This is a genomic window from Gemmatimonas sp. (assembly GCF_027531815.1).
GTDB lineage: Bacteria > Gemmatimonadota > Gemmatimonadetes > Gemmatimonadales > Gemmatimonadaceae > Gemmatimonas.
On the sequence record NZ_JAPZSK010000002.1, the window covers coordinates 163,478 to 187,404 of the forward strand.

Consider the following 23,927-nt stretch of genomic DNA (forward strand, 5'->3'; position numbering starts at 1 on the left):
GCCTCAGAAGCGGATGGGCGCGTAGAGGTTGACCTGCCACCGGGAGGCCGGTTCGAGCGCGCGCGCCGCGTCGAGGCGAATGGGGAGACCGAACATCCCCACGCCGCCCCCCACGCTGAGCCGCGCGCCGTCGCTTCGCGACAGATCGCGGCGCGCGCCGGCCCAGCCGGCGTCGGCGAAGAGGCCCGGCTGCCACCAGCCGGTCCGCGCCCAGGTGAGCTCGGCGCGTGACATCCAGTACGCCTCGCCGCGCAGCGAGCCGGCGCGCACCCCTCGCACGGTCTGCCACCCGCCGAGGTTCCACAGTCGGTGCGTGGGGAGGCCGCCGGAGCTGGTGCCGCCGCTTACGGTGGTGGTGACCCGCACCCGGCCGGGCAGCGCCCGCTGCAGCGACAGGTCCGCCGCCGCCCGCACGTAGCGCCACGTCCCGGCCACCCCCTCCAGACGCCACGCCGATCCGAGGCGCCAGCCCTCCTCCTCGGCGCCCCGCGCCGCGAGCAGCCGCAGCGACCCGCCGAAGGCACGACCCGCCAGGTGGGGCAGCGTGTCCCCCACCCCGCGGTCGAAGGTGCGCGACCGGTTCACGAGCCACGGCAGGGAGAGCGCCGCTTGGGTGCCCACCCCCTCCTGCCATTCGCCGAAAAGGCGCGTCTCGAGCCGCAGCGCCCCCGCGCCGCGGCCGCTGTAGCGACGGGTGAGCTCGCCCCCCGCCGCGCGGTAGTAGAACTGCTCGTCGAGCGCGCGCACGATACTCTGCAGCGACGCGGCCGCCCCGAACGCCAGCCCGTAGTCGTCGGCCTGCACGAGGCGGCGGTAGCCCGTCACCGTGAGGTCGCCACCGCCGTTGGTGCGCGTCGCGAGCAGTTCGCCGTTGACCTGCTGGTCGCCCAGCGACCCGCGCGCATTGGCCTCCCAGCTCCACCCGGCACCCAGCTGCTGGCGCAGCGCCGCCCCCACCGAGAGCGCCTCCACCCGGTTGTAGCGCAGGTATTCGAGTCCCGTATGCCACGTGATCCGCTGGGGGGCGAAGGCCGCCTGCACATCGAGCCCCAGCGCCTCGCGGGTGGCCTCATCCATGGTGCTGGCGTACACCGGCGCACGCTCGGCAAAGAGCCCACTCCCGAACTCCGGCGCGTTGGCCAGTTTCACCGAATCGCATGGCACCGCGACGCGTGTGGTCAGCCGCGTGCCGAGGCGGGTCGAGGTCAGGTAGCGCACCCCGGTTGCCTGACAGTCTGCATTGCGCTGCGCCGTCGCGCGGGCGCTGTATTGTGCCCAGGCACTGTCGAGCATCACGCGGCGGGCGTCCCATGCCGCCGTGTCGTCGCGCGTGCGGAGCGCACGCCGGTCACGCCAGAGCTGTCGCCAGAGGCCATCCAGCGAGTCGAACGAGGCCCGCAGCGCGAGATTGGCCGCAGGGATGGTGGGCACGTCTGCCACGGCATTCACATCGGTGTACCGGAACCCCTGCTCGATGGTGACCGCCAGCTGCAGCGGCCCGGCCTTCACGGAGCCATCTACCCGACGCACCCGCGGCAGCCAAAACCGGTTTTCGTACAGCCCGTACTCGAGCGTGACCGCCTGCAGCTCACCCTTGAGCGGCTGCGCCAGGAACTTGAGGTACCAGGGCGGCCCCTGCTCCCCGGCGACCAGCGTGTTGTCCACCTCGGTCCACACATCGTAAGGCACCGACAGGCGATAGACGGCGCGCACCAGCTGCACGCGTTCGGTGTCGAACCAGTAGGAGCCGACCGACAGATTCCACCGGGGCTGCCGCGGCCGCGTGCGCAGTTCGCGCAGCACGAGACGGCGGGTGTCGGGGAGCGTGATGACCGCGCTGTCCCCGAGCGCGAAGGTGTAGTAGCTCTCGCTGCCCACCGCGAGCGGGTGCACGAGGTCGGTGGTATCGGCCTGCGCCTCGCCGCCGCTGGACGCGGGGGCGCCGGTTGGCGAGGGGAGCCAGAGCGCATCCATGCCGGGATACCAGGGAATTGGCGCGAGCTGATCGCCCACCGGATTCGGCAGCGCGACGCGGCTGTTCTGCACCCCCCGACGCCCCAGCAGGGCCAGGTGGGCCCCGTCGCGCCGCGACCAGCTGACCTGCCCCACGGTTTCCCGGCGCCCGAGGAGCCGCTCGCGCCCGCCGGCGCCCGCACTGCCCCCCACGCTCCCCCCCAGGGTGAGGCGCTCGTACGACGTGGCACGGTAGGCGTTGAGCGTGGAATCAACGCGCAGGCGTTCCGCGCGGGCGCGGGCCACGAACGAGCGCGTTGCCGCATCGGGGTAGGCCGACGCACGCTCCGCCTCGGTGGGCGGACGGTGACGCAACCGCGGCGGCTGCGTGACGGCGTCCTGTGACGCCAGCACCAGAAGGAGGGCGGTGGTCCACATGCGACCGCCTTACGACTCGGGGGCCGGGCAGGTTTCGTCGGGCGCGTGGCCACGACTCCCCAAGGGCCGGGTCGCTCGTGGTCCGGCGCCGTGGGCCACCTCGGCGTCCGCGAGAAGACCGGCTCGGCGCATGTCGTGCGTGGAACAGCGCGCAGCCGGCGCCCCCAGCCCTCTCCACCTGCTTCGGCAACTGCCGCAACAGCACGCCGGCCACGTTCGCGAGCGTCGTGACGCGGCTCGACGACACGCTGCTGCTCGTCGCCAACACCGTGACCGCGAGTGCGGACGACAACGTGCGCTGGGTACGCGAGGCGATCGACGCGGATGCCGTCGTGCCGATGCTCGAGCTCGCCAATGAGCCCTCTGTGGCACAATCTGGTGCGGAGGCCGGCGGCGTCCGGCGCTATCTGCTGGTCGTGGGATTGGTGTTTCCCGCGCTCGTGATGGCCTTGACCCCCGACGTGGGCTTCACCGCGCCGCCCACCGGGCGGCTGCTCTTCTGGACGCTGCAAACTGGGGTCGGGCTGCTGGTCCTCCCGTCCGTGCTGCACGGGATCACGCGCCTGCTGGGCGCGACCCGCGTTTCGAGTTGGGTTCTGGTCGTGCTGACCGGTTTGCTCGGCTCCATCCCGCTTGCTCCCGTTTACTGGACGATCGGCGAGGGCAAACAGGGTGGCGAACAGGCCGGTGACGCGCGAAGTCATGACGATCGATGACCGAAGATGGGGGAACGGTGTGCCATCGCGGCATGCCGTCGCGGTCTGCGAAACTCGGCGACCGCTACCGCCCGGGGAACGGCGATACGAAGCGCGGATCGGCGAGGAAGGTCTCGTCGGTGAGCGTGTGGAGAAAGGCGATCAACGCCTCACGCTCGGCGGCGGTGAGCCCGAGCCGGACCGGCTGCCTGCCAGGGCCCAGCAGGCGCTGGTCGGTATTCGGTCCCGCTCGCACCCCGCTGTCGTAGAACGCCACCACCTCCTCCAGCGTACGGAAGCGCCCATCGTGCATGTACGGTGGACGCACGGCGACGTTCCGCAACGAAGGGGACTTGAAGCGCCCCCGTCCTGCGCCGGAGTCGGCTGGTTGCGCGTCCAGACCATTGTTGGCTGGCGCCACCATCACATGCGTCGCCTGCCCGTGGCAGCGCCCGCACCCGGCCCGCCCGGAGAACAGCTGCTGCCCCAGCTGCTCCTGCGCGGTGAGTCCTCCCGCCGGCACGGCGCGGTCGAACCGGGAATTGGTGGGCACCAGCGCGCGAACGAACTGCGCCAACGCCCGCGCGATCCGGTCGCTGGTTATCTCGGACGAGCCGAAAGCGGCCTCGAAGAGTGGCCCGTAGAAGGGGGTCACCCGCAGCTTGGGGATCAGGTCGTCCAGCCGCATGCCCATTTCGTTGTCGTCCTGAATGGGGAGCAGCACCTGCGCTTCAAGGCTTGGCGCCCGTTCGTCCCAGAAGAACCGGCCATTGGGATAGATGCGGGCATTGGCGAGCGCCATGCTGTGGCGTGCCGTGCGCCGTCCGAAGATGCCGCGGCTGAACTGCGCCGTATCGGAGAAACCGAAGGCCGGCAGGTGGCAGGAGGCACAGGCCACCTGGTCGTTGACCGAGAGGCGGCGATCGTGGAACAGCACGCGCCCCAGGGTGGCCCCGGCGTCGGTGATCGGGTTGTTGGCGGGGGTGTTGTCGCCCACCAGCGTGCCGGGGGCGTTTGGCGGCAGCTGGCGGATGTGCGCCGGCAATGTCAGTCGCGCGTCGGCATACGCCAGCGCCGTGGTCGGGAGGCCGGGCGCGGTGAGCCCCGCCGCGAAGGCCACCACTACCACGGTATCCGTGGCCGTGCGCCCCTGCGCGTCGCGCACCTCGATGGCCGCGCGAATCGTCCCCGGCTGCGGTGGGGCGCCCACCAGCCGTGTTTCGACCAGGGACAACCCGTTGGCGTCGGTCAGGAACCGCGCGGTGTAGGTGACAGGCGCGGTGCCGCCGCTGAACGTGGTGCCGCCCTGCGTCACGTCGTGGCTGACGGTCATGCCCACGGTGGCGGCCACCGGGACGTTGGCCCGCTGGCGCACCGGGGCCGTTGCGGCGGGCGGGACCGCCGGGTCGTCGGCGGGGCGCGGCGGTGCCGACGGCGCACCCGCGTCCTGGCAGCTCGCCAGCAGTGGAAGCAGGAGGAGGAGCGGGCGCCACAGCGGGCGCCACAGCGGGCCGAGCTCCATGCGCACGAAACGATGGCCGGATCGACGCCAAGGGGCAGCGGTGCGGACGGAGTGGTTGGCGTTGGAGCAGCGACGCACCGGACCTCCAGCAAGAGCGACTGACCCGCGCGGCAGGGGCGTCTGCTGAGCGGGGCATTCACGACGATGTCTTTGGGGAAACACGGCAGCGCGCCGGTCCCCCACTACGCCCGGGCGGCGCCCGGCCGGCTCCGCACTCTGCGGCGTGGCCGACGCGCGCGCAGCCGGTCTGGCGCCAGCTCACTGCCGCGCGCACCTCCTCGGCACTCCGCACATGCACCACGCTGGCGCCGGCGGCTGGCCCGGCCTCCGCATGGCGAACGGGGCAGGGGGAAACGGGAACCCCGCCCGCTCACGCTACCGCCAGGGCCGCCGCTGCGCGGTTCGTCGCCCGTTACGGGTCGCCCCGCCGCAGCAAGCCAACTCCGGTGAGCAGCACCGTGGTGACGAGGGACCCCGCCCCCAGCCACAACAGCGATGCGAAGGTTGGGTGGAAGGCGAGCCCGAAGAAGCCGCCCGACAGCAGCACCGCCCCCGCCACCGCGAGCACGCGAGCGGCCCAGCGGGCGCCCTCGGGGAGGGTCGCCGAGTCCAGCAGCCCCTGCAGGACAAGGGAGAGGAGGACCAGGACCCCGGCGTGGGCGTGCCCTGCGCGGAACAGCGCCTGCTGCGTCGGCGTCAGCTCGAAGCCCGGGGGCAATCCGTGGGCACTGCCGGTCACGATGCCCAGCAGGGTGAGGCCGCCGTAGACGATGGTCGGGACGGTGAGCAGCGTGAGGCCCGCCATGAGGCGGGCGGGACGGGAGAGGGTCATGGGAGGCGTCCGGTTGGGGATTGTGTGGCCCTGGTGCCGACCGGCGCGAGCAGCGCCGCGCTGATGCGGGCCGTGAGAGCACGGGGCGAGAAGCGGGCCGACTGCGCCATGAGCTGGTTCAGCCGGCCGACGATCCGCGTCGGGCCGCGCGACTCGAGCGCCGCCAGCGCCGCGTCGACCACGTCGGCGACGGTGAGCAACCGACGGAAGACCGCCGTGGAACGGACGCCGGGTCCGGCCGCATCGAGGAACGGCGTCTCGACGGGGCCGGGACAGAGCGCCGCCACGTGCAGCCCGCGCCCGTGGTACTCCGCCCAGAGGGCCTCCGAGAGCGACAGCACATACGCCTTGGTCGCACCATAGGCCGCCATGAACGGGGCCGGCTGAAAGGCCACCGTCGACGCGATGTTGAGCACCGTGCCCCGACGGGCGAGCAGGGCGGGGACGAACTGGTGGGTCAGCTCCGTGAGCGCCACGACATTCACCTGGAGCATGTCGCTCACGTGGGCGGGGGCCTCGGTCTCGAAGCCCCCGTGGAACCCGAAGCCCGCGTTGTTCACCAGCAGGTCCACCGGCAGGGCGAGGCGCTCGACGTCGTCGAACAGGCGTCGGGCCGCCCCTGGGGCCGCGAGGTCGGCCGGCACCACCGTGGCGCGGCCGCCGGCCGCCTCGATGCGGCCGCGCAGGGCCTCGAGGCGCGGCACCGAACGCGCCGTGAGCAGGACGTGCGTGCCCTGGGCGGCCAGCGCAGCGGCGAGTGCTTCGCCAATGCCCGACGACGCGCCGGTCAGCAGGGCGACGCGAGGGCGCGGATGGCGGGGGCTCATGGTGCGCGCCGCCAGGTCTGGGTGCGGCCGAGCAGGGAGATGCCGATGAAGCCGCGGACCTGCAGGGTACGGCCGTCCGGGCTCGGGGTGAGCTTAATGCGATACGTCTTGCCGTTGTCGGGATCGAGGAGTTCGCCGCCGCCCCACGTGTCGCCGGCGCGGCGTACGTTGCGAATGATTTCGAGGCCGGTGACTGGCTGGTTGCGCCGGTCACCGGGGCACTTGTCGCAGAGGCTCTCGGGTTCCCCCGGCACGAGGGAGCCGCGGATGATGCCAGTCAGGACGCCGTTGCGCTCGACGATCTCGACGATGCCGCGCGGCTTGCCCGTGTCTTCATCGACCGTGTGCCAGGTGCCCACGGGGGTGGCGGAGGCCTGGGCGTGCAGTGGGGCGGACAGGGCGGCGAGCAGGGCGGCGGGGGCCGCGGCGAGCGTGGCGACGAACAGGCGCGGGAGCAGGCGCGGGAGCAGGCGCGGGAGCAGGCGCGGGAGCAGGCGCGGGAACAGGCGCGGGAACAGGCGCGGGAACAGGCGCGGGAGCAGGCGGAAGACGGTACGGCGCATGGCGAGAGCCTCGAAGTGGAAGGTAGACAACGTCACCTGACAGTGTCATGTGACAATGTCTACTTCGCAGGGTTGACAATGTCAAGCCCCCTCGGCATGCTTCGAGATGACCGCCGACCTCAAGCAGCGCGTCCTCGACGCCAGCGTGCAGTTGATCGACGACGCCGGGCTGACCGGCCTGTCCATGCGCGAGGTCGCCCGGCGCGCCGGCGTGAGCCACCAGGCGCCCTACCACCACTTCGCGGACAAGGCCTCCATCGTCGCGGCGCTGGTCGAGCGCGGCTTCACCTTGCTCGCTGAACGGATGGAGGCGGCGGAGCGCACGGGCCCCCCCGCCCAGCGGATGCGGCGCGTGGGGCGCGCCTACGTGGACTTCGCCCTCGAGCAGCCGGTGTACTTCCGGCTCATGTTCCGCCCCGAACTCTCGGACCCTGCGCGCTTTCCGGCGGCCGACGCCGCGGGCGGCCGAGCCTTTGCCGTGCTTGAGCGCCTCGTGGGCGACCTCGCCGGGCCACGGGCCAGCCGCTCACGAAAGGACGCGCTGCTCTCCATGCATTGGTCGCTCGTTCACGGACTGGCCACCTTGTTGCTCGACGGGCCGCTGGCGGCGGAACTCGGGCAAGGCGTCGCCCGGGGACGCCACGTGGACGACGTGCTGACGCTCTTCCTCGCACGGTGAACCGGTGACCCTCACTCCCGCCGACTCCCTGACGATGTTGGGTGTCCTCGCGACGGCGGTCCTGCTCCTCCTCGGCCCCTCCGTAGCCGTTTGGCGCGCCCGCCTCGCACCGGGGGGCGGATGGCGCCGCTGGTCCGCCCTGCTGGTGCGGCTCATCGCACCGGCCGCGCTGGCGTACCTCCTCGTGGTGACGGCCTGGCTCCCCGCGTACAACGGACAGTGCGGCGGCTGGTTGGGCGAGACCCAACCGTGCCTCGGTTTCGGTCAATACGCGCGCGAAGCGCTGTACTGGGCGGCGATGAGCATGGGGCTGCCGGCCCTGTTCGGTCTGTTTCTGGGCATCGCTGTCCTCTTGCTCCGCCTCCTGCGCCGCCGCGGCGCCGGGCCAGCGTCCCGGTAAACACCTTCGGCGGCGCGGTCGCGACGGCGCCACGGCATTGCGCCGACGCGTTTCCACCGCGAGGATGATGGGCGCGCGCGCCACGTCTGGTCGCCCACCCCTGTTCACCAAGCGCTCGAGACCGGTCTCCACCCATGCCCCTCCCCGTAGCCTTCCGGCGTATCGCCTCCCCCATCGCCCCGCTCGGTGCCGCCCTCGCGCTGCTCGCCGCCGGCTGTTCCGACGACCCCGCAGCGCCACCCCCCGTTGTCACGGTCCAGGCCGCCCCAGCCACGCTGTCCGTGCTTCCCGGCGGGACCGGGCAGGCGACCGTGACCGTGAGCCGCAGCGCCCCGTCGGCGGGCACCGTCACCCTCGACGCGGCAGCGCTTCCGGCAGGCGTCACTGCGGCCTTCGCCCCCGCAGTGCTCGCGGCAAGTCAGACCACCAGTACCCTCACCTTCACGGTGGCGGCCGGCGCGACGGCCGGACAGTTCCCGGTCACGGTCCGAGCGACAAGCGCCACGGCCACCGCCGGGAGCGCCACCATTCCGCTGACCGTCCTGCCGCCGGCGACCCTCGGGCTTGCGGCCACCGTGCCAACCGCGGCGATCGCGGGCCTGGCCACGGTCGCCGGCACCTCGAGCGTCGTCACGATCACGCGCAGCACCGGCTATTCGGCGCCGGTGGATCTCACGGTGCTGAACGCGCCGGCCGGCTGGACCATCGCGGTGGCCCCGACGACGGTCCCGACCGGGGCGACCACGGCATCGGTGACCATCAGCATCCCCGCCCGCACGGCCGCAGGGAGCTACACCTTCACCGTGCGCGGACGGGCGGCCGGTGCGCCGGACGCGACGGTCGTCATCACCCAAGCCGTGAACTGACGCCGCTACAGGTACCGCCACGGGGCGCCACGCCGAGTTATGATAGGGCGCGGCGAGGCCGGTGGTGCTTCGGCCGTGAACGGTCGCGTTTCCCTCTCCAGGACGGATGCCGCCATGTCCTCTCTCGTCTTGCTCAGCCGCCTCCTTCGCGTGACCGCCGGTGGCGGTGTCGCCGGATTGCTGGTGTGGCCCGCGCTTGCTCTCGCCCAATATCAGCAGCCGCCCGCGCCGATCTCGCAGATTCTGGATCAGCCGGCCACCCCAGCCGTGCTGTTGAGTCCCGACCGCACCACGCTGGCCGTGTTGTCGTGGCCGGGCCTTCCCTCCATCCGCACGGTCGCGGGCGTCGAGTACCGCCTCGCCGGACGACGGTTCGACCCGGCGACCAGTGGCCCCTCGCGCGGCACCGGTTACACGGGGCTGGCCCTGCAGTCGGTCGCCGGTGGAGCGGCGCGCCCCATCGCCATGCCCCTCCCGGCGGGCGCGACGATGGGCGACGTGATGTGGTCGCCAGACGGCCGGCGCCTCGCGTTCACCATGACGGCTGACTCGACGATCACGCTGTGGACCGCCGACGTCGCGACGGCGAACGCCACGCGCGTGACCGGGCAGCGGCTCAATGCGGTCCTCGGCCGGCCCTGCACGTGGGTGAGCGGGGAGCGGCTGGCGTGCACCTTCGTGCCGATCAGTCGCGGGGCGCAACCGCAGGCGCCCACCACGCCCGATGGCCCCATCGTGCAGGAAGCGCTGAGTGGTCGGGCCGAACGGGCCGCGACCTATCAGGATCTGCTCAAGAGTCCGTACGACGAGCGGGTCTTCGAGCACTTCGCCACGAGCCAGCTGGCCCTCGTTGCGCTCGACGGAACGGTGACGCCCCTCGGCCCACCGGCCATGCGCACCGGCGTCGATCCGTCGCCCGACGGGCGCTTCCTGCTGGTGAGCACCGTCTCGCGCCCGTTTTCGTACACGGTGCCCCTGGAGTACTTCCCCACCCGCACCGACGTGTGGGCCGTGGACGGTCGGGTGGTGAAGACCGTGGCCGACCGCCCGCTCATCGAACGGGTCCCGTGGGGTGGCGGCTCAGCGCTCACCGGGCCACGTACCATCGGGTGGCGCAGCGACGCCGACGCGACCCTCGCGTGGATCGAGGCCCTCGATGGCGGCGATCCCGCCGCGAAGGTCGCGAAGCGGGACCGCGTGCTGCTGCTGCCGGCGCCCTTCGCGAGCGGAGCGACGACGCTGGTGGAGACGGAATACCGCGCGACCAGCATCACGTGGGACTCGCCGACCCGGGCGATCGCTCGCGAGCTCGACGCGCGTACGCGCCGGACCCGCACCTGGCTCATTGACCCGTCGGGTGCGGCCGCGCCGCGCCAGCTGTGGGAGCGCAGCAGCGAAGACCGGTACGGCGATCCCGGTGAGTTCCTCACCACCCGCGATGCGCGTGGCCGGGTGCGACTGCTCACCACACCGGACGGACGCCACGCCTTCCTGACCGGACCCGGGGCCAGCCCCGCGGGCGACCAACCGTTCCTCGATCGGTATGAGCTCGCCAACGGGCAATCCACGCGCCTCTTCCGCAGTGCGGCGCCGTACTTCGAGCAGGTGACCAGCGTGCTGGACGCGACCGGCACGCGCGTGGTCACGCGGCGGGAGTCCAAGTCGGAGCCGCCCAACTACTTCGTGCGCGAACTCGGGCGGAAGGGGGCGCCGCGCGCGCTCACGGCGTTCACCGATCCGGCGCCGCAGTTCGCCGGCGTCACGAGCCAGCGCATCACGTACAAGCGCAAGGATGGCGTGCAGCTGTCGGCCACCGTGCACCTCCCGCCGGGCTACGACAAGGCAAAGGACGGGGCGTTGCCATTCCTGCTGTGGGCGTACCCCCTCGAATTCCGTTCCGCCGAGGCGGCCTCGCAGGTCACGGGGTCGCCCTATCGCTTCACGCGTCCCGCCGGGATGTCGCACTTGTTCATGCTGACCCAGGGGTACGGCGTGATGGACGATCCGACGATGCCGATCGTGGCCTTCGACGGAAAGGAGCCCAACGACACGTACGTGGAGCAGCTCACCGCGAGTGCGCAGGCCGCCGTGGATACGCTCGTGGCCATGGGGGTGGCCGATCGTGATCGCATCGCCGTGGGCGGACACTCCTACGGCGCCTTCATGACGGCCAACCTGCTGGCGCACACGCGGCTGTTCAAGGCCGGCATCGCGCGCAGCGGGGCCTACAATCGTACCCTCACGCCGTTTGGCTTCCAGGGCGAGGAGCGTTCGTACTGGGAGGCGCCAGAGCTGTACGAGCGCATGTCGCCGTTCACGTATGCCAACCGGATCAAGGATCCGATCCTGCTCATTCACGGCATGGCCGACAACAACACCGGCACGTTCCCCATGCAGAGCGAGCGCATGTACCAGGCGCTCAAGGGGAACGGGGCCACCGTGCGCTATGTGCAACTCCCCGCTGAATCGCACGGCTACCTCGCGCGCGAGAGTGTGGGGCACACGCTGGCCGAGATGGCGGCGTGGCTCGACCGCTATTTGAAGAAGTCGAAGACGGCGATGTAGCCGGGTGCGTGGCGCAGCGGCGGCCCGTGCCGTATTCTCGCCGGCGTGATCTGCGCGGCCTGCCCGCGCGGTTTCCCCTCTTCCCTGCGCCAATGCCCGCCTCCGATTCCCCGCCGTCCTCGCGCCGCGTCGTCTGGTTGCTGGCCCTCATGGGGCTCGTGGCCTACGCGCTGCGCACCAACATCGCCATCGCGCAGGAGTACATGGCCCCGGAGCTGGGGCTCACCATGGTGCAGATGGGGGTGATCTCCGCGTGGGGATTCCAACTGGCCTACACGATTGGGCAAGTCCCCGGCGGCGCCATGGGCGATCGCCACGGGGCGCGGCTGGTGTTGGCGGTGGCGGGGGTGGGCTGGGCCGTGGCGTCGCTGGCGTCGGGCGCAGTCGTGGGGTCGGGTATGGTGGCATTCACGGGGCTCTTTGCCGCCCGGCTGTTGCTTGGTGCGTCGCAGGCGGCCACCTACCCGGTGTCGGCCGTGGCCGTGGCGCGCCACGTCCCCGAGGGCGGTCGCACCGCCGCCAGCGCGATCTATCTGGCGGCCTCCACGCTGGGGGCTGCGCTGGCCCCGCTGACCCTCACGCCGCTCATGGCGAAGGCCGGCTGGCGGGCGGTGTTCCTCGTCAGCGCCGCGGTCGGCATGGGAGCGGCGGGCGTGTGGTACCTGCTTGCCCCACGGGACCGGGTCATTCCGTTGGGCGTCACGGCCACGGACCACGCCCCGTCGCTCTGGCAGCAGACAGGGCGACTCCTGCAGAATCCAGCGCTCCGACGGCTGTGCGCCGCGTATCTCCTGCACTCGGCCGTGCTGTACGTGTTCTTCTTCTGGTTCTTCCGCTACCTCATCGAGGCGCGCGGCTTCACGCTGCTCGAGACTGGCGTGTGGGCCAGTCTGCCGTATCTGCTGGCCACCGTCGCGGCCCCCCTCGCCGGCATGCTGGCCGACCGGCTGGCCCGGCAGGTCGGGCTGGCCACCGCGCGCCGTCGGGTGGCCATCAGCGGGCTCACCCTCGCGTCCCTGCTGGTCCTCACGGGGGCGTGGATTCCCACCCCCACGTTGGCCATCGTCGCGCTCAGTCTGTCGGCGGCGTGCCTGATCAGCTGTGAAGCGCCCTTCTGGACCACGGCGGCGGCACTGGGGCGTGAAGGGGAAGGGGCCGCCACCGGCGTCCTCAATCTCATGGGGAACGTGGGGGGCATCCTCTCCATCTGGCTGGTGCCGCTGATGAAGGACGCCTGGGGGTGGTTCGCCATGCTGGCCTTCTGGGCGGCGGTGGCGCTCGTGGCCGCCGCCCTCTTCGCCTCCACGGGACGGGACGAACGCATGCGCTCGACCTGAGTCGCCGTCGCACGCGGCGGGCGGGTTCGGCTGCGCCCAGGGGTCAGCACCCCACAGCTGGGGCTATGCCCCCTCCATCGCGTCTGCCAGCCACTCGACCACGTACGATACGAACGACGGGCGTACCAGCAGGCGCCACGTGGGGGTGGCATCGACCAGCTGCAGCAGCACCGGTGCGCGCGCGAGCAGCGTCTGGGTGGCGTGCCCCACGGGGAAGGTGCGCGGGTGCAGGTCCAGCGTGCACACGGCCGCCAACAGGTCGCGTGCGCGCGGGCCCGACAGCTCCAGGACATGCCGGCTGGCCGACAGCTCCACCACGGCGCCGTCGGTATCCGGTGTCCCGTCGCCCACGGCCTGCGACAGCGCGGTCAGCAGCGCGTCACGCGACGCGGTTGGTGCTTCCACCAGCCACTCGTCGGGCCGGAGCCACGTCACGCGCCCCGCCGGTGACGACACCATGGGGCCGTGACCAGGCAGCGCCTCCACCGCGAGCGCGGCAGCCACGCGAGAGCAGGCGCCTCCACGGGCGCGCACACTGATCAGCAGGGTCAACGGCAACGCCCGCAGCGTGGCGGCCGGCGACGACACCGCCGCCATGCGGGCCCGGAGCGCCGGATCGACGGGGATACGGTCACTCATTGGTGATCTGCGCCATCCCGCCGCGCCCCCTCGGGATCGTAATGCACCGGGTCCACCAGGGTCACCGATGCCACCCGCCCGTCGAGGAGCGGGGCGTGCAGCACCTCGCCCAGCCGCGCGCGTCCGTCGCGCACCAGCGCGAGCCCGAGGGCACACGCCAGCGTGGGACTGTAGCGACTGCTGGACACATGCCCGTCGATGGGCATTGGCGGGGCCCCCAGCGCGCTGGTGAGGGCGACGCCTTCGGGAATCACCAGCTGCGGGTCGTTGGCGCGGAAGCCCACCAGCTGCGCCCGCCCGCCCGCCCGCGGTGCGACACGTTCCAGTGAGCGGCGCCCCACAAACGTTTTGCGCGCGGGCACCATCCACCCGAGCCCCGCGTCGTGCGGTGTGGTAAGTGCCTCGGTGTCCTGCCCCACAATGAGGTACCCCTTTTCGATGCGCAGCACCTGTAGTGCGTCGAGGCCATACGGCGTCACCCCCAGTGGCGCGCCCGCGGCCAGCAGCGCCCGCCAGAGGGCGGGCCCGTCGTGCCACGGGACGCTCACTTCGTAGGCCAGCTCGCCCGAGAAGGAGACGCGCGCCACCTGCGCGTTTGCGATGCCGGCCACCGTGGCGGTGCGCACCGCAAGAAACGGGAACGCGTCACGGTCCACCGCCAGGCCCGGGGCGACATGCGCGAGCAGCGTGCGCGAGGCGGGTCCGACCACGGCGACGGTGGTGAACTGTTCGGTGACGGGGGTCACCCAGCAGCGCTTGTCGGGCCACTCCGTCTGCAACCACTCCTCCATCCACTCGGCCACCGCGGCGGCGTGCCCGGTGGACGTGGTCACGAAGTACCGGTGCGCGCCGGTGCGCATGACCACGCCATCGTCCAGAATGGACCCGTCGAGATGACAGAGGACCGCGTAGCGCGCCTTCCCCTCGGGGAGCGACGCCAGCGGGGTGACATAGAGCTGGTCCAGCACCCAGGCGGCATCGGGGCCGCGCACGTCCAGCTTGCCCAACGTGGAGACATCGGCCAGGGCCACGCCGGTGCGCGCCGCGCGCACCTCGCGCCGCACGGTGTCGTCGATCGATTCGCCTTCGCGCGGATAGCGCGACGCGCGCAGCCATTGCCCCGCCGGTTCGAAGACGGCGCCCAGCGCCTCGTGTTCCGCATGCAGGGCGGTGGTGCGCACGGGGTCGAACCGCGTGCCCTGCGCGCGGCCGGCCACCAGGTGAAAGGGGATCGGCTCCACCGGTGGCCGGCTCCCCGATGTGCCCACCACGGCGGCCGCGTGTCCAGCGCGCGCGGCCACCAGCGCGGCCGCCAGCACCTTCGCGGCGCGTCCCTGCTCCACGCCGGTCCCGACGAGCGTGTAGCGCTTCACGTGCTCCACATGCGTGGCGCCGGCATCCACCGCGCGCACGATGCCGGCCACGGTCGCATCGCGATGCAAGTCCACGAAGCTGCGCGACTCGTCGCCATCGGGGGCGGGCACCTGCCACGTCAGTCCAGGCGGGTCCTCGTCCACGTCGTCGGTCGTTGGGGCGGCGGCCTCGCCATCCAGCCCCAACGCCGCGCGCGCCGCGGTCGCTCCCTGGGCGAGCGCATCCGCGAGTGTCAATCGACCAGTCACGGCGCCGGCGAGCCATTGCCCGGGGAGCGGCGCGGACGGCACGGCCGTGCCCAACCGTTCGTCGTACGTACTCGTGCCACCCAGATGCAGATGCAGGTGCAGGTTGGGATCCACGCCGGCGGAGGTGGCAAGCAGGTCGGTCTCGAGCGTGAGTGTGGTGTCGCCGGTCTGTACGTGAACAGCGCACAGGGTGCCGTACGCGTCGGCGTCGGTGCCCACCACCTGGGCCTTGTCGAGCACGCGGACGCCCGCCGCACGCACCGCGGACCGCAGCGGACTGGTGCCGGGAGGGCGCATGTCCACGACAGCGGCGACCGACACGCCGGCCTCGTGCCACGCCAGCGCCGTGCGATAGGCATCATCGTGCGCGGTGAACAGCACGCCGCGCGCGGGGGCGAGCGCATGCTGCCGCAGGTAGTGGCGCGCGGCGCCCGCCAGCATGATGCCGGGGCGATCGTTGTCGGGGAACACCAGCGGGCGCTCCAGCGTGCCGGTGGCCAGCACGATGGCCTGCGCGCGCACTTGCCAGAGCCGCTGCTCGGGTAGCGCGCCGCGCGCCGCCTCGGGGAGGGCGCCCCCCACGCGCTGGGCCAGCCACATGCCGTTTTGGTCGAGGGGCATGACGGCGGTGGTACCGGTGAGCACCGTGACGTCGGGCGCGGCGCGCAGTTCGTGTTCGACGGCCGCCAGCCACGCCTCGGCGGGAGCGCCATCGATACGACGCGCCTCGCGCCGCAACGCGCCGCCCACCACCGGCGCGCAGTCGGCGAGAAGGACCCGCGCGCCGGCGCGCGCGCCTTCCAGGGCCGCCGCCAGTCCCGCTGGCCCGGCGCCCACCACCAGCAGGTCGCAGTGGGCGTACCGCCAGTCGAAGCGGGAGGGGTCACGTGCGGGGACCAGCGTCCCCTTCACGATGCGACCCTGGGCCGACAGCCCCTCGTACAACGGCAGCGCCGTGGTGCGCACCAGCGGCTCCTCCACCGGCGCCCTCGCCACCTGGGCGAAACCGGTGGCTTCCTCGAGCCCCGCGCTCATGATGCCGCGCGGGCGCCCCGCCGACACGCTCGTGCCGAGCACCCGCACCCCGGCTCCGAGCAGCGCCGATGCCAGCGTGTCGCCGGCGAAGCCGCTGAGTCGTGTGCCGTTCCAGGTGAACGCGAGCGGCCGGGTGCGGTCGATGCCGAGTCCACCCGTAGCGAGGCGCTTCACGAGGTCGGCTCCGCCGGCGGCGCGCTCACCGGCCGCGTCGCCACGATCGCGTGTGTGCGGGTATCGCGCACCACGTGAAGCCATTGCCGACAGCCGTGCACGTGCACCCACTGCTCGGTCAGCGGGCCCAGCGGGGTGTCGCGCAGGTACAGCACGCGTGCCCACTCCTCGTCGGTGGCGTGCTCGGGGAGAGGCACGCCGGAGCCCGCGTGACGGAACTCCACTTCGTCGCGCGGGCCACAGTGGGGGCAGGGAATGCGCAACATCTCAGTGTGCCACTCCTGCGGCGCCGTGCTCGTCCACGAGGGCGCCGGTGGTGAAGCGTTCGAGACCGAAGGCGGCACTCAACGGGTGCGGCGTGCCCGTGGCGAGTGTGTGCGCGAAGACCACCCCCGAGCCGGGCGTGGCCTTGAAGCCACCGGTCCCCCAGCCGCAATTGAGGAAGAGTCCGTCACGCGGCGTGGCGCCGATGATGGGGGCGGCGTCGGGGGAGACATCCACCGTTCCCGCCCACACGCGCAGCAGGTGCGCGCGCGCCATGATCGGGTACAGCTCCATGGCCGCCTGGAGTTGCTGTTCGAGAATGTGCGACGAGCCGCGCTGTGCGTACGACCGATAGGGATCGCGCGCGGCGCCCATGACCAGCTCCCCCTTGTGTGCCTGGCTCACGTACATGTGCAGACGCCCCGAGAGCGCCACGCAGGGCAGGAACGGCTCGTGAATATCCGAGACGAGCGCCTGCAGCGGGTAGCTCTGCACGGGCACCTCGATGCCGGCGAGACGGGCCAGGAGCGGGGTGCGCCCCGCGCTCACGAGCCCGACGCGGCCAGCGCCAATGTCGCCGCGTGTGGTCCGCACGCCGGTGATGCGGTTGCCGCTGCGCACGAACCCGGTGACCTCGCACCCCTGCAGGAGGTGCACCCCCGCCGCATCGCAGGCGCGCGCAAGGTGGAAGACCACCGCATCGTGACGCGCAATCCCGCCGCGCGGCTGCAGCGCCGCGCCGTAGACCGGATAGCGCGGCGCGTCGGAGATATCGAGGATGGGGCAGAGACGGGGCAGGTCCTCCCGCGTGACCCAGTCGGCGTCGATGCCGGCCATGCGATTCGCGTACACCACGCGCTGCGCCGCCGCCGCTTCCGCCTGCGAGTGTGCAAGGGTCAGCAGCGAGCGCTGGTCGAAGAGGATCTCCGGGCCCAGCTCCTCCGGCCATCGCTCCCACCGGCGCACGCAAAACTCGTAGAGCGGCATGCTCTCCTCGCGCAGGTAATTGGAGCGGATGATCGTGGTGTTGCGCACCGCGTTGCCGTTGCCCAGCCAGCCGCGCTCCACCACGGCCACGTTGGTGAGGCCGTGCTCACGCGCGAGATGGTAGGCGGTGGAGAGCCCGTGCAGCCCGCCGCCCACCACCACGATGTCGTACTGGGCGCGGGGTTCGGGGTGACGCCACAGGACAGGCGGATTGCGAAAGGCGTGTTCCACGGTGGGGCTAGCGGGCGGAGTCGGGCGGCACGGCCACAGCGAGGGCACGGCGCACGGCGCCGAGCACGGTGTCCGGATACTCGTACGGGAAGTTATGCGACGCGCCGTCAGGCGGATGGATGAGTTCCGCCCGGTTCGAGACCGCAAGATAGCGCACGCGGGACCGCAGGAAGAAATTCAACGCGCGCCGCTCGAGCGCCGGCGGCAGCCGCAGCGGCCGGATCTCCGCCTCCGGGCCCCCGCGCGGGATCACCACGAACACCGGCAGGCTGTCCAGCTCCCCGTCGTAGACCACCAGATCGGGGGCTTCACGCCCCACGACCGGGGCGGTGAATTCCTCGAAGATCGACGCAGTCGCGAAGCTGTTGGCGGCACGGGCCGCTCCTGCCGACATGGCCTCTCGCACCTCGGCTAGCAGCGTATCGCGGGCGCGCACGAAGGGCGGGGCATTGGGGCCAGGGCGCGGCGGCGGCGCCCAGAGGCCGAACGCACTGCGCAGCCCCAATTCGCGCCCCAACTGCACCAGCCCCTGCGCTGCCGCCGCCCCGAATACGGGGGCGTACACGAAGGCATCGGGGGGTGTGGCGTCCAGCAGCACGACCGCTGCCGTGCGCGCGGGATAGCGCCGCGCGTAGTTGGCCGCCAACAGGCCCCCGTATGAATGCCCGACGAGCACGAAGGGCCCCGGCTCGCCCGCACGACGAAGCAGCGTCTCCAGCTCTTCCGCCTCCACCCGCGTGCGCCGCGGAAAGGGGCCGGGGTCGCTCCACCCGGTGCCCGCGCGATCGAACAGAATGGACCGGGTCTCGCCGCGCATGGCCCGATGCAGGTGGTACAGTGCGTTCCCCTGCTCGTGCGCGCCGGGGATCCACACCACCGTCGCGCCACCGCGCGCGTTCCCTTCGGCGAGCAGGTGCAGCCGGTACCCGCCGACATCCACCAGCGTCCCCGGCGCCGGCGCCGCTGCCATGGCGCGCTGCTGGTCGAGTCCCCCCTTGGTGCCCATGGCGGTGAGCACCACCCCGATCAGCACGGGAGCCAGCGCCACCAGGCGCAGCACCCGCCCGCGGCGACGCGCGGCCAGCGCCACCAGCCCGCCCAGCACCAGCAGGACGCCGCCCAACAGCGCCCCACCAAACGGCTGCGACAGCAGCGTATAGAGCCCGTTCAGCATCAGTGGCCTCCCGGCGGTGTGGCGGGACGTTTCGCCCCGTCCAGCGCCTCGATGGTGGCGGTAGAGGGCTCAAGGGTGCGCTGTAGCCGCGCTGCCACCCGCTCCACCTCGGTGAACACCCGCAGGACGTTTCCGCCGGCAAGCTTGCGGAGCTCCGCGTCGCTCCAGCCACGGCGAATCAACTCGGCAAAGAGCGCCGGATAGCGCGAGACGTCCTCGATCCCCTCCACCACATTCATCGGGCCGGTCGCGCCATAAAAGTCCGCCCCAATCCCCACATGGTCGACGCCCGCCACGCGGCGGATGTGCTCTATGTGGTCCGCCACGTCCTTGAGAGTGGCGCGCGGCATCGGGCCGTGCGTGGCGGTCCACTCGCGAAGCAGTCGCTCGGCCGCGCTGTCGCTCGTGGCCCGCTGCAACCGCGGAATGAGCGCCTCCGACCAGCGCCGCAGCGGCTCGGACACGAACACCGTGACGAAGTTCACCTGCACCACGCCACCGTTGCGCGCCATGCGCTGCAGAATCGAATCGGGCACGTTGCGCACATGGTCGGTGAGGGCGCGCGCCGACGAGTGCGAAAAAATCACCGGGGCCTCCGACCCATCCAGCACGGCGCTCATCGCCGCTGGCGACACATGCGAGATATCCACCATCATGCCGAGGCGGTTCATCTCGCGTACCACCTCGCGGCCGAAGGGGGTGAGGCCTCCGTGGCGCGGCAGCTCCGTTGCCGCGTCGGCCCAGTCGGTGGAGTGGAAGTGGGTGAGCGTCATGTAGCGCACGCCGAGGTCGTAATACGCCCGCAGCGCTCCCAGGGAGTTGGCAATGACGTGCCCGCCCTCGATTCCCAGGAGCGAGGCAATCCGTCCACTCGCGCGCACGCGCCGGATGTCGGCCGAACTCGCGGCGAACCCCAGATCGCGCGGATAGCGCGCGATGAGGCGCCGGGTCAGGTCGATCTGTTCCAGCTGGGCGCGCATGGCGTTCAGCGGTGAGAGGTCACTTGGCACGTAGACCGACCAGAACTGCGTCCCCACCCCGCCGTCCCGCAGCTTCGGCAAGTCCGTGTCGCCGGCGCCGCGCGCGCGCAGATCGCGCGCGGTGAGGTCCATGGGATGCGTGGGGTCGAGGCGCAGCACCCACGGCAGGTCGTTGTGGGTGTCCACCAGCCCCACCTCGCGCAGGAGCGCCCGCGCGCGGCGCAGCGCCGCGTCGTCGGTGGCTGCCCTCTGCGCCGGCAGGGCGGTGAATGGCGCGCTCCACAGGCCCGCGATGGTCAGACCGGCCGCGGTGATCCGTGACAAGGCGTTGCGTGGGGCGATCATGGGGCCTTCGCCGCTGGCGCCCTGGGCACTGCCGCGGCGCCCGTGGGCCAACCGCCGTCGAGGAAGGCGCGCAGCGCCGCGAGCAACTCGGCCGGGCGTTCATACTGCGGCCAGTGCCCCATGCCGGGCATCACCAGCAGGCGCCCCTGCGCCATGCCGGCTACCCACTCCTCGCTCCCGCCCAGTGGCGGATTGTCGCGGTCACCATGCACGACCAGCAGGGGCAGCCGAAAGCGGGACAGTCCTTCGCGGAAGTCAAACAGCCCCAGCTTGGCAATGAGCCGAGGCACGAAATCGTTGTAGCGCGACCCGACCTCGTTGGGGGAGTCGCACACGTCCGGCGCACGATACCACTGGGTGGAGTCGGGCCAGTTGGTGCGCAGCCCCATCCACGCCCCGTTCCGACACCGACCCACCTCGTCGCCGGCAAACTCGCCGGCGGCGACGCGGGCGGCCATCCGCTTCTGCAGTGCCGGATCCATGCGGGGCGCCGAGTTCTTGCGCATGTCTTCCCACCAGGGTGAAAAGCGCGGCCCCACCGGGGTCAGGAGCACCAGCCGCGAGACGCGCGCCGGGAACTGCTCGGCGTAGCGATAGGCCGCCAGCGCGCCGCCCGACCACCCCACCATGGTCACCTTGTCCGCGCCTACGGCCTGGCGAATCACCTCCGGGTCGATGGCATCGAATTCGAGAATTCCCATCTTGTCCGGTGGCACCGAGTCGGTACGTCCGCGTCCGCGGATGTCGTAGGTCACCACACGCCGCGTGTCGGAGGCCAGGGCGTCCAGACTGGCGGCGAAGTAGTTGGCCGCGTTCACCAGCACGACGTCGGGGCCACGCCCCACTTCGCGGTACCAGAGCCGCACGCCGTCGGGGGTCGTGGCGTATCCCGTGCGCTCCGGGGGCCCCGCCTCCACCAGCCGCTTGAGGGCCGCCAGCTCCGCGTCGAAACGCTGCGCCGAGGAGCGCTGTCCCGCCGCGGCGCGCGCCCGCGCGGTGTCCGCCGCCCCGGGCGTCAGCCCGGCCGGTAGTCGCGTTTCCGCGAAGACATCGTAGCGCACCGTGGTGCGCCCATCGTGCTCCTCGAGCGAATAGGTCGCGAACCCCATGAGCGTGCCATCCGTACCCACCAGCTTCATGGTGCGACGGCGGTAGGGCACGAGTTCCGCGTTTACCAGGTAGTAGTCCGGCGCGCCCCCGGCCGCCGGGCGTGCGGCGAATACTTCGCCGGCAGCGCCCCACGGTCCCCCCGCGTGCGTGAGACGGTTCCCTTGCTTCCACGCCGACGGCTCCACGATGTGCGGCCACACCGCCATCGCCGTGCGTGCGATGGTGATGCTGCGCTGCGCCACCAGATGGGTGGCGTCGGGCACCTGCCCGGGTGACGAGGAGGGCGCCATGGTCGCCACCACGGCGACGAACGGAAGCGTGCAACGCACGCGGCGGGCGACGGTCATGAACAAGTCAGTAAAGGGTCACGGGCGCAGGTGTCGCACGAAGAACTGCGTGCGCTGCTCGTCGTTGTAGCGGGCCGTCTGTCCAACCTGACCATGGCCCGAGTTGGCGAAGATCGACAGCTCGTGCTGGAAGCCCAGCCGCACCAGCTCCTCGGACATGCGCATCGTTTCGGGGAAGGTGGCCACATCGCTGAGGGCGCTCATGAGTCGCAGGTGGCCGCGCACCTTCGGGGCCAGCAGGATGGCGTTGGCCTGGTCGTACAGCGCTGCGTTCTGCTGCGGCAGCCCGAGATAGGTCTCGTACAGCTGGTTCCCCACGGGATCGAAGCCGGGGACCTCCACCGAGGCCGCCACGTAGAGGTCGGGGGCCTGCGCCAGCGCGCGCAGCGCGTAGTGCCCGCCCCACGAGCGTCCCCAGATGCCCACGCGGGTGAGATCCATGAAGGGGAGCCGGGCCCCCAACTGGCGAATGGCGCCCGCATGGTCGGCGATCTCGAACGTACCCCACTTCCGGAACACGACATCGTGGAACGCCTTCGATCGTCCGGGGGTCCCGCGCGCGTCGAGCGTGACCACTACGAACCCCAGATTGGCAAGTGCGCGGTTGTACTGCGCCGGTCCGGGTTCGGTGAAGGTGGTGGGGCGCACCGCGATCTGCGGCCCCGCGTAGAGGAACTCCACCACGGGATACGTGCGCGTGCTGTCGAAGTCGAAGGGGAGGTACATGGTGACCCACAGGTCGGTACTCCCGTCGGCGGCCTTCACGACGTATTCGCGCGGCGGGGTCCACCCCACGCGACGCAGGCGATCGAGGCTGGCCTCCCCCAGCGTCGTGACCAGTGTGCCGTCGGCCCGCCGCAGCGCCGTGCGCGGCGCACCCGCGGGGGACGACCACGTGTCCACGAAGCAGTCGGCCAGCGGGCACATCGTCACCTCGTGCATCCCCGACCCCTCGGTGAGGCGCTGGGCCGCGCCGCCGCCCGCGAGCGGCACCCGATACAGATGCCGATCGTACGGACGCGCCGGATCACCCTGCGCCAGGAAGTACACCCACCCGCGCGGCTGGTCCACGCGCACCACCGCGGTCACAGGAAAGCTGCCCTGCGTGAGGCGCGCCACCACGCGGCCATTCAGGTCGTAGCGGTACAGGTGGTCCCATCCGTCGCGCTCCGAGCGCCAGAGAAACCCGGTGCCGTCGGGAAGGATCGTCCACGGAAAATCGTCGCCCCACACCACCTCGTGGTGGTTGGTGAGGAAGGTGGGGGAGCGCTCGCTCATGATGACGCGGGCCTCGCCCGTGGATGGGTCCGCGGCCCATACCTCCACGCTGTGCAGCAGGCGGTCGTACTTGGCCACCAGCACGCGCGATTCGTCGGGCAGCCACCCCATGACCTCGAGGTAGCTGTCGCGGGTGTCCCCGAGCTGCAACGCCACCGGACGCCCCCACACCACATCCAGAACATACAGCGAGGGCACCTGCAGCACGCCGCCCGCCCGCGTCCACCGCGTCTCCAGCGGCTCCACGAACATCTTGAGCCATTGCGCGCCGAGCATCTTCTGCATGCCGCGCACATCGTTGCGTTGCGCCACAAAGCGCGTGCCGCTGGGGGACCACGGTTCCCAGCGGCGCGTCTCCACGGTCCACAGTGAATCGGCGGTGCCGTCGGTGGTACGCATGAGGGTGCGCCCGTCGGTCGCCGAGCGCAGGGCGATGTCATGCCCCTGCACGCCGAGGTACCAGCGGCCGTCGGGCGAGCGGCGCTCGAGATTGCGCGTTTCGCCGCCGCCGGTGAAGGACTCCTGCCAGAAGGGCTGCGGCCGCTGGCGGGTCAGTTCGCTGGTGGCCAGTCGATCGCCCTCGTTCGCGGTGGGGCGCGGTAGCCGCGTCAGCGCATAGGTGGCGAGCTCCAGCTGCCAGTTGTCCCCCTCCAGCTCGAAGCGCAGCTGCTGCGGCGCGGTGAACGCCACCTGGGCAAACGGCACCCCACGGCCGGCGGGCTCGTGGCCCAGCCGTTCGACGAGGGCGCGGCGCAGCCGCTCGGCATCCAGCAGCGGCGTCGTGCGTCCGGTGGCCAGCTCCACGCGCTGCAGCACCCGGTCGTTGGGGCCGCCGTCGGCGTACCAGAGACTCGTGCCCCCCGGGATCCACCCCGGCACCACCCGCCCGCCCTGAACGAGCTGATCGAAATCGAGGTAGGCGTCGTAGACCGCGCGACGCGCCGGGCTGATCGGGGCCGTCTGCGCCACCACTGGCGTGGCCAGCGATGATGCAGCCACGAGGGCGCCAACGAACACCGCGGCGGTACGCGCGCGGGGGGCTGCAGGACGATGAGGAGACGGTG

Annotated in this window: 19 protein-coding genes; 6 read left to right on the forward strand and 13 right to left on the reverse strand. The window is 71.8% G+C overall.

The genetic code is table 11. The features are described from left to right. Positions 1-3: 3 nt before the first annotated feature. A complete protein-coding gene (locus tag O9271_RS01940; protein ID WP_298265667.1) occupies positions 4-2,391 on the reverse strand; it encodes a ShlB/FhaC/HecB family hemolysin secretion/activation protein in 2,388 nt (795 codons plus the stop codon). Between the two features lie 227 nt (positions 2,392-2,618). Between O9271_RS01940 and O9271_RS01945 the strand changes: the two genes are divergently transcribed. Beyond that, positions 2,619-3,107: a hypothetical protein gene (locus O9271_RS01945; RefSeq protein ID WP_298265669.1), complete on the forward strand. Its 489-nt coding sequence runs from the start codon at positions 2,619-2,621 to the stop codon at positions 3,105-3,107. Between the two features lie 64 nt (positions 3,108-3,171). On the opposite strand, the gene O9271_RS01950 is transcribed toward O9271_RS01945, so the two are convergent. The 4 genes from O9271_RS01950 to O9271_RS01965 form a co-directional block, all read right to left on the reverse strand. Further along, positions 3,172-4,608: a cytochrome c peroxidase gene (locus O9271_RS01950; protein ID WP_298265671.1), complete on the reverse strand. Its 1,437-nt coding sequence runs from the start codon at positions 4,606-4,608 to the stop codon at positions 3,172-3,174. Positions 4,609-5,020: 412 nt separating this feature from the next. Then, positions 5,021-5,440: a hypothetical protein gene (locus tag O9271_RS01955; protein ID WP_298265673.1), complete on the reverse strand. Its 420-nt coding sequence runs from the start codon at positions 5,438-5,440 to the stop codon at positions 5,021-5,023. Further along, complete coding sequence (locus O9271_RS01960; protein WP_298265675.1) at positions 5,437-6,267, reverse strand: SDR family NAD(P)-dependent oxidoreductase; 831 nt, start codon at positions 6,265-6,267, stop codon at positions 5,437-5,439. The genes O9271_RS01955 and O9271_RS01960 overlap by 4 nt, the downstream gene beginning before the upstream one ends. Next, a complete protein-coding gene (locus O9271_RS01965) occupies positions 6,264-6,830 on the reverse strand; it encodes a DUF2147 domain-containing protein (protein ID WP_298265677.1) in 567 nt (188 codons plus the stop codon). The genes O9271_RS01960 and O9271_RS01965 overlap by 4 nt, the downstream gene beginning before the upstream one ends. A 106-nt stretch (positions 6,831-6,936) precedes the next feature. Between O9271_RS01965 and O9271_RS01970 the strand changes: the two genes are divergently transcribed. The 5 genes from O9271_RS01970 to O9271_RS01990 all read left to right on the forward strand — a co-directional run bounded on the left by O9271_RS01970 (position 6,937) and on the right by O9271_RS01990 (position 12,677). Continuing rightward, positions 6,937-7,509: a TetR/AcrR family transcriptional regulator gene (locus O9271_RS01970; RefSeq protein ID WP_298265679.1), complete on the forward strand. Its 573-nt coding sequence runs from the start codon at positions 6,937-6,939 to the stop codon at positions 7,507-7,509. 4 nt (positions 7,510-7,513) lie between these two features. Beyond that, a complete protein-coding gene (locus O9271_RS01975) occupies positions 7,514-7,909 on the forward strand; it encodes a hypothetical protein (protein ID WP_298265681.1) in 396 nt (131 codons plus the stop codon). Between the two features lie 134 nt (positions 7,910-8,043). Then, positions 8,044-8,775 carry a hypothetical protein gene (locus O9271_RS01980; RefSeq protein WP_298265683.1) on the forward strand — a complete coding sequence of 244 codons (732 nt, stop codon included), beginning with the start codon at positions 8,044-8,046 and terminating at the stop codon, positions 8,773-8,775. A 114-nt stretch (positions 8,776-8,889) separates the two neighbouring features. Next, a complete protein-coding gene (locus O9271_RS01985; protein ID WP_298265684.1) occupies positions 8,890-11,340 on the forward strand; it encodes a prolyl oligopeptidase family serine peptidase in 2,451 nt (816 codons plus the stop codon). 92 nt (positions 11,341-11,432) lie between these two features. Next, positions 11,433-12,677, forward strand: coding sequence for an MFS transporter (locus tag O9271_RS01990; RefSeq protein WP_298265686.1), 1,245 nt, complete (start codon positions 11,433-11,435; stop codon positions 12,675-12,677). A gap of 63 nt (positions 12,678-12,740) precedes the next feature. Here O9271_RS01990 and O9271_RS01995 read toward each other — a convergent pair whose 3' ends face one another. From O9271_RS01995 to O9271_RS02030, 8 genes are read right to left on the reverse strand one after another with little or no spacing between them, the layout of a single operon-like run. After that, positions 12,741-13,316 (reverse strand): sarcosine oxidase subunit gamma family protein, encoded by a 576-nt coding sequence (locus O9271_RS01995; RefSeq protein ID WP_298265688.1) that lies wholly within the window; start codon positions 13,314-13,316, stop codon positions 12,741-12,743. Further along, positions 13,313-16,231: a 2Fe-2S iron-sulfur cluster-binding protein gene (locus O9271_RS02000; protein ID WP_343213858.1), complete on the reverse strand. Its 2,919-nt coding sequence runs from the start codon at positions 16,229-16,231 to the stop codon at positions 13,313-13,315. Before O9271_RS02000 ends, O9271_RS01995 begins: the two co-directional genes overlap by 4 nt. Next, positions 16,144-16,413 (reverse strand): sarcosine oxidase subunit delta, encoded by a 270-nt coding sequence (locus O9271_RS02005; protein ID WP_298265692.1) that lies wholly within the window; start codon positions 16,411-16,413, stop codon positions 16,144-16,146. The genes O9271_RS02000 and O9271_RS02005 overlap by 88 nt, the downstream gene beginning before the upstream one ends. Before the next feature lies 1 nt (position 16,414). Then, positions 16,415-17,629: a sarcosine oxidase subunit beta family protein gene (locus tag O9271_RS02010; RefSeq protein ID WP_298265694.1), complete on the reverse strand. Its 1,215-nt coding sequence runs from the start codon at positions 17,627-17,629 to the stop codon at positions 16,415-16,417. A 7-nt stretch (positions 17,630-17,636) separates the two neighbouring features. Next, positions 17,637-18,803, reverse strand: a complete 1,167-nt coding sequence (locus tag O9271_RS02015) for an alpha/beta hydrolase (RefSeq protein ID WP_298265695.1) — start codon at positions 18,801-18,803, stop codon at positions 17,637-17,639. Next, positions 18,803-20,128 carry a dipeptidase gene (locus O9271_RS02020; protein ID WP_298265697.1) on the reverse strand — a complete coding sequence of 442 codons (1,326 nt, stop codon included), beginning with the start codon at positions 20,126-20,128 and terminating at the stop codon, positions 18,803-18,805. Before O9271_RS02020 ends, O9271_RS02015 begins: the two co-directional genes overlap by 1 nt. Next, entirely contained in the window at positions 20,125-21,585 is a 1,461-nt protein-coding gene (locus O9271_RS02025; protein ID WP_298265699.1) for an alpha/beta hydrolase, read from the reverse strand. The genes O9271_RS02020 and O9271_RS02025 overlap by 4 nt, the downstream gene beginning before the upstream one ends. Positions 21,586-21,603: 18 nt before the next feature. Next, positions 21,604-23,862, reverse strand: coding sequence for a DPP IV N-terminal domain-containing protein (locus tag O9271_RS02030; RefSeq protein ID WP_298265702.1), 2,259 nt, complete (start codon positions 23,860-23,862; stop codon positions 21,604-21,606). Positions 23,863-23,927 lie beyond the last annotated feature (65 nt).

Bases quoted from the DNA above. Each gene is read 5' to 3' on its own strand.
- O9271_RS02000 (WP_343213858.1), bottom strand. From the start codon at position 16,231: ATGGCTTCACGTGGTGCGCGATACCCGCACACACGCGATCGTGGCGAC.
- O9271_RS01940 (WP_298265667.1), bottom strand. From the start codon at position 2,391: ATGTGGACCACCGCCCTCCTTCTGGTGCTGGCGTCACAGGACGCCGTC.
- O9271_RS01955 (WP_298265673.1), bottom strand. From the start codon at position 5,440: ATGACCCTCTCCCGTCCCGCCCGCCTCATGGCGGGCCTCACGCTGCTC.
- O9271_RS02005 (WP_298265692.1), bottom strand. From the start codon at position 16,413: ATGTTGCGCATTCCCTGCCCCCACTGTGGCCCGCGCGACGAAGTGGAG.
- O9271_RS01995 (WP_298265688.1), bottom strand. From the start codon at position 13,316: ATGAGTGACCGTATCCCCGTCGATCCGGCGCTCCGGGCCCGCATGGCG.
- O9271_RS01980 (WP_298265683.1), top strand. From the start codon at position 8,044: ATGCCCCTCCCCGTAGCCTTCCGGCGTATCGCCTCCCCCATCGCCCCG.
- O9271_RS01950 (WP_298265671.1), bottom strand. From the start codon at position 4,608: ATGGAGCTCGGCCCGCTGTGGCGCCCGCTGTGGCGCCCGCTCCTCCTC.
- O9271_RS01960 (WP_298265675.1), bottom strand. From the start codon at position 6,267: ATGAGCCCCCGCCATCCGCGCCCTCGCGTCGCCCTGCTGACCGGCGCG.
- O9271_RS02025 (WP_298265699.1), bottom strand. From the start codon at position 21,585: ATGACCGTCGCCCGCCGCGTGCGTTGCACGCTTCCGTTCGTCGCCGTG.
- O9271_RS02020 (WP_298265697.1), bottom strand. From the start codon at position 20,128: ATGATCGCCCCACGCAACGCCTTGTCACGGATCACCGCGGCCGGTCTG.
- O9271_RS01970 (WP_298265679.1), top strand. From the start codon at position 6,937: ATGACCGCCGACCTCAAGCAGCGCGTCCTCGACGCCAGCGTGCAGTTG.
- O9271_RS01990 (WP_298265686.1), top strand. From the start codon at position 11,433: ATGCCCGCCTCCGATTCCCCGCCGTCCTCGCGCCGCGTCGTCTGGTTG.
- O9271_RS02015 (WP_298265695.1), bottom strand. From the start codon at position 18,803: ATGCTGAACGGGCTCTATACGCTGCTGTCGCAGCCGTTTGGTGGGGCG.
- O9271_RS01985 (WP_298265684.1), top strand. From the start codon at position 8,890: ATGTCCTCTCTCGTCTTGCTCAGCCGCCTCCTTCGCGTGACCGCCGGT.
- O9271_RS01965 (WP_298265677.1), bottom strand. From the start codon at position 6,830: ATGCGCCGTACCGTCTTCCGCCTGCTCCCGCGCCTGTTCCCGCGCCTG.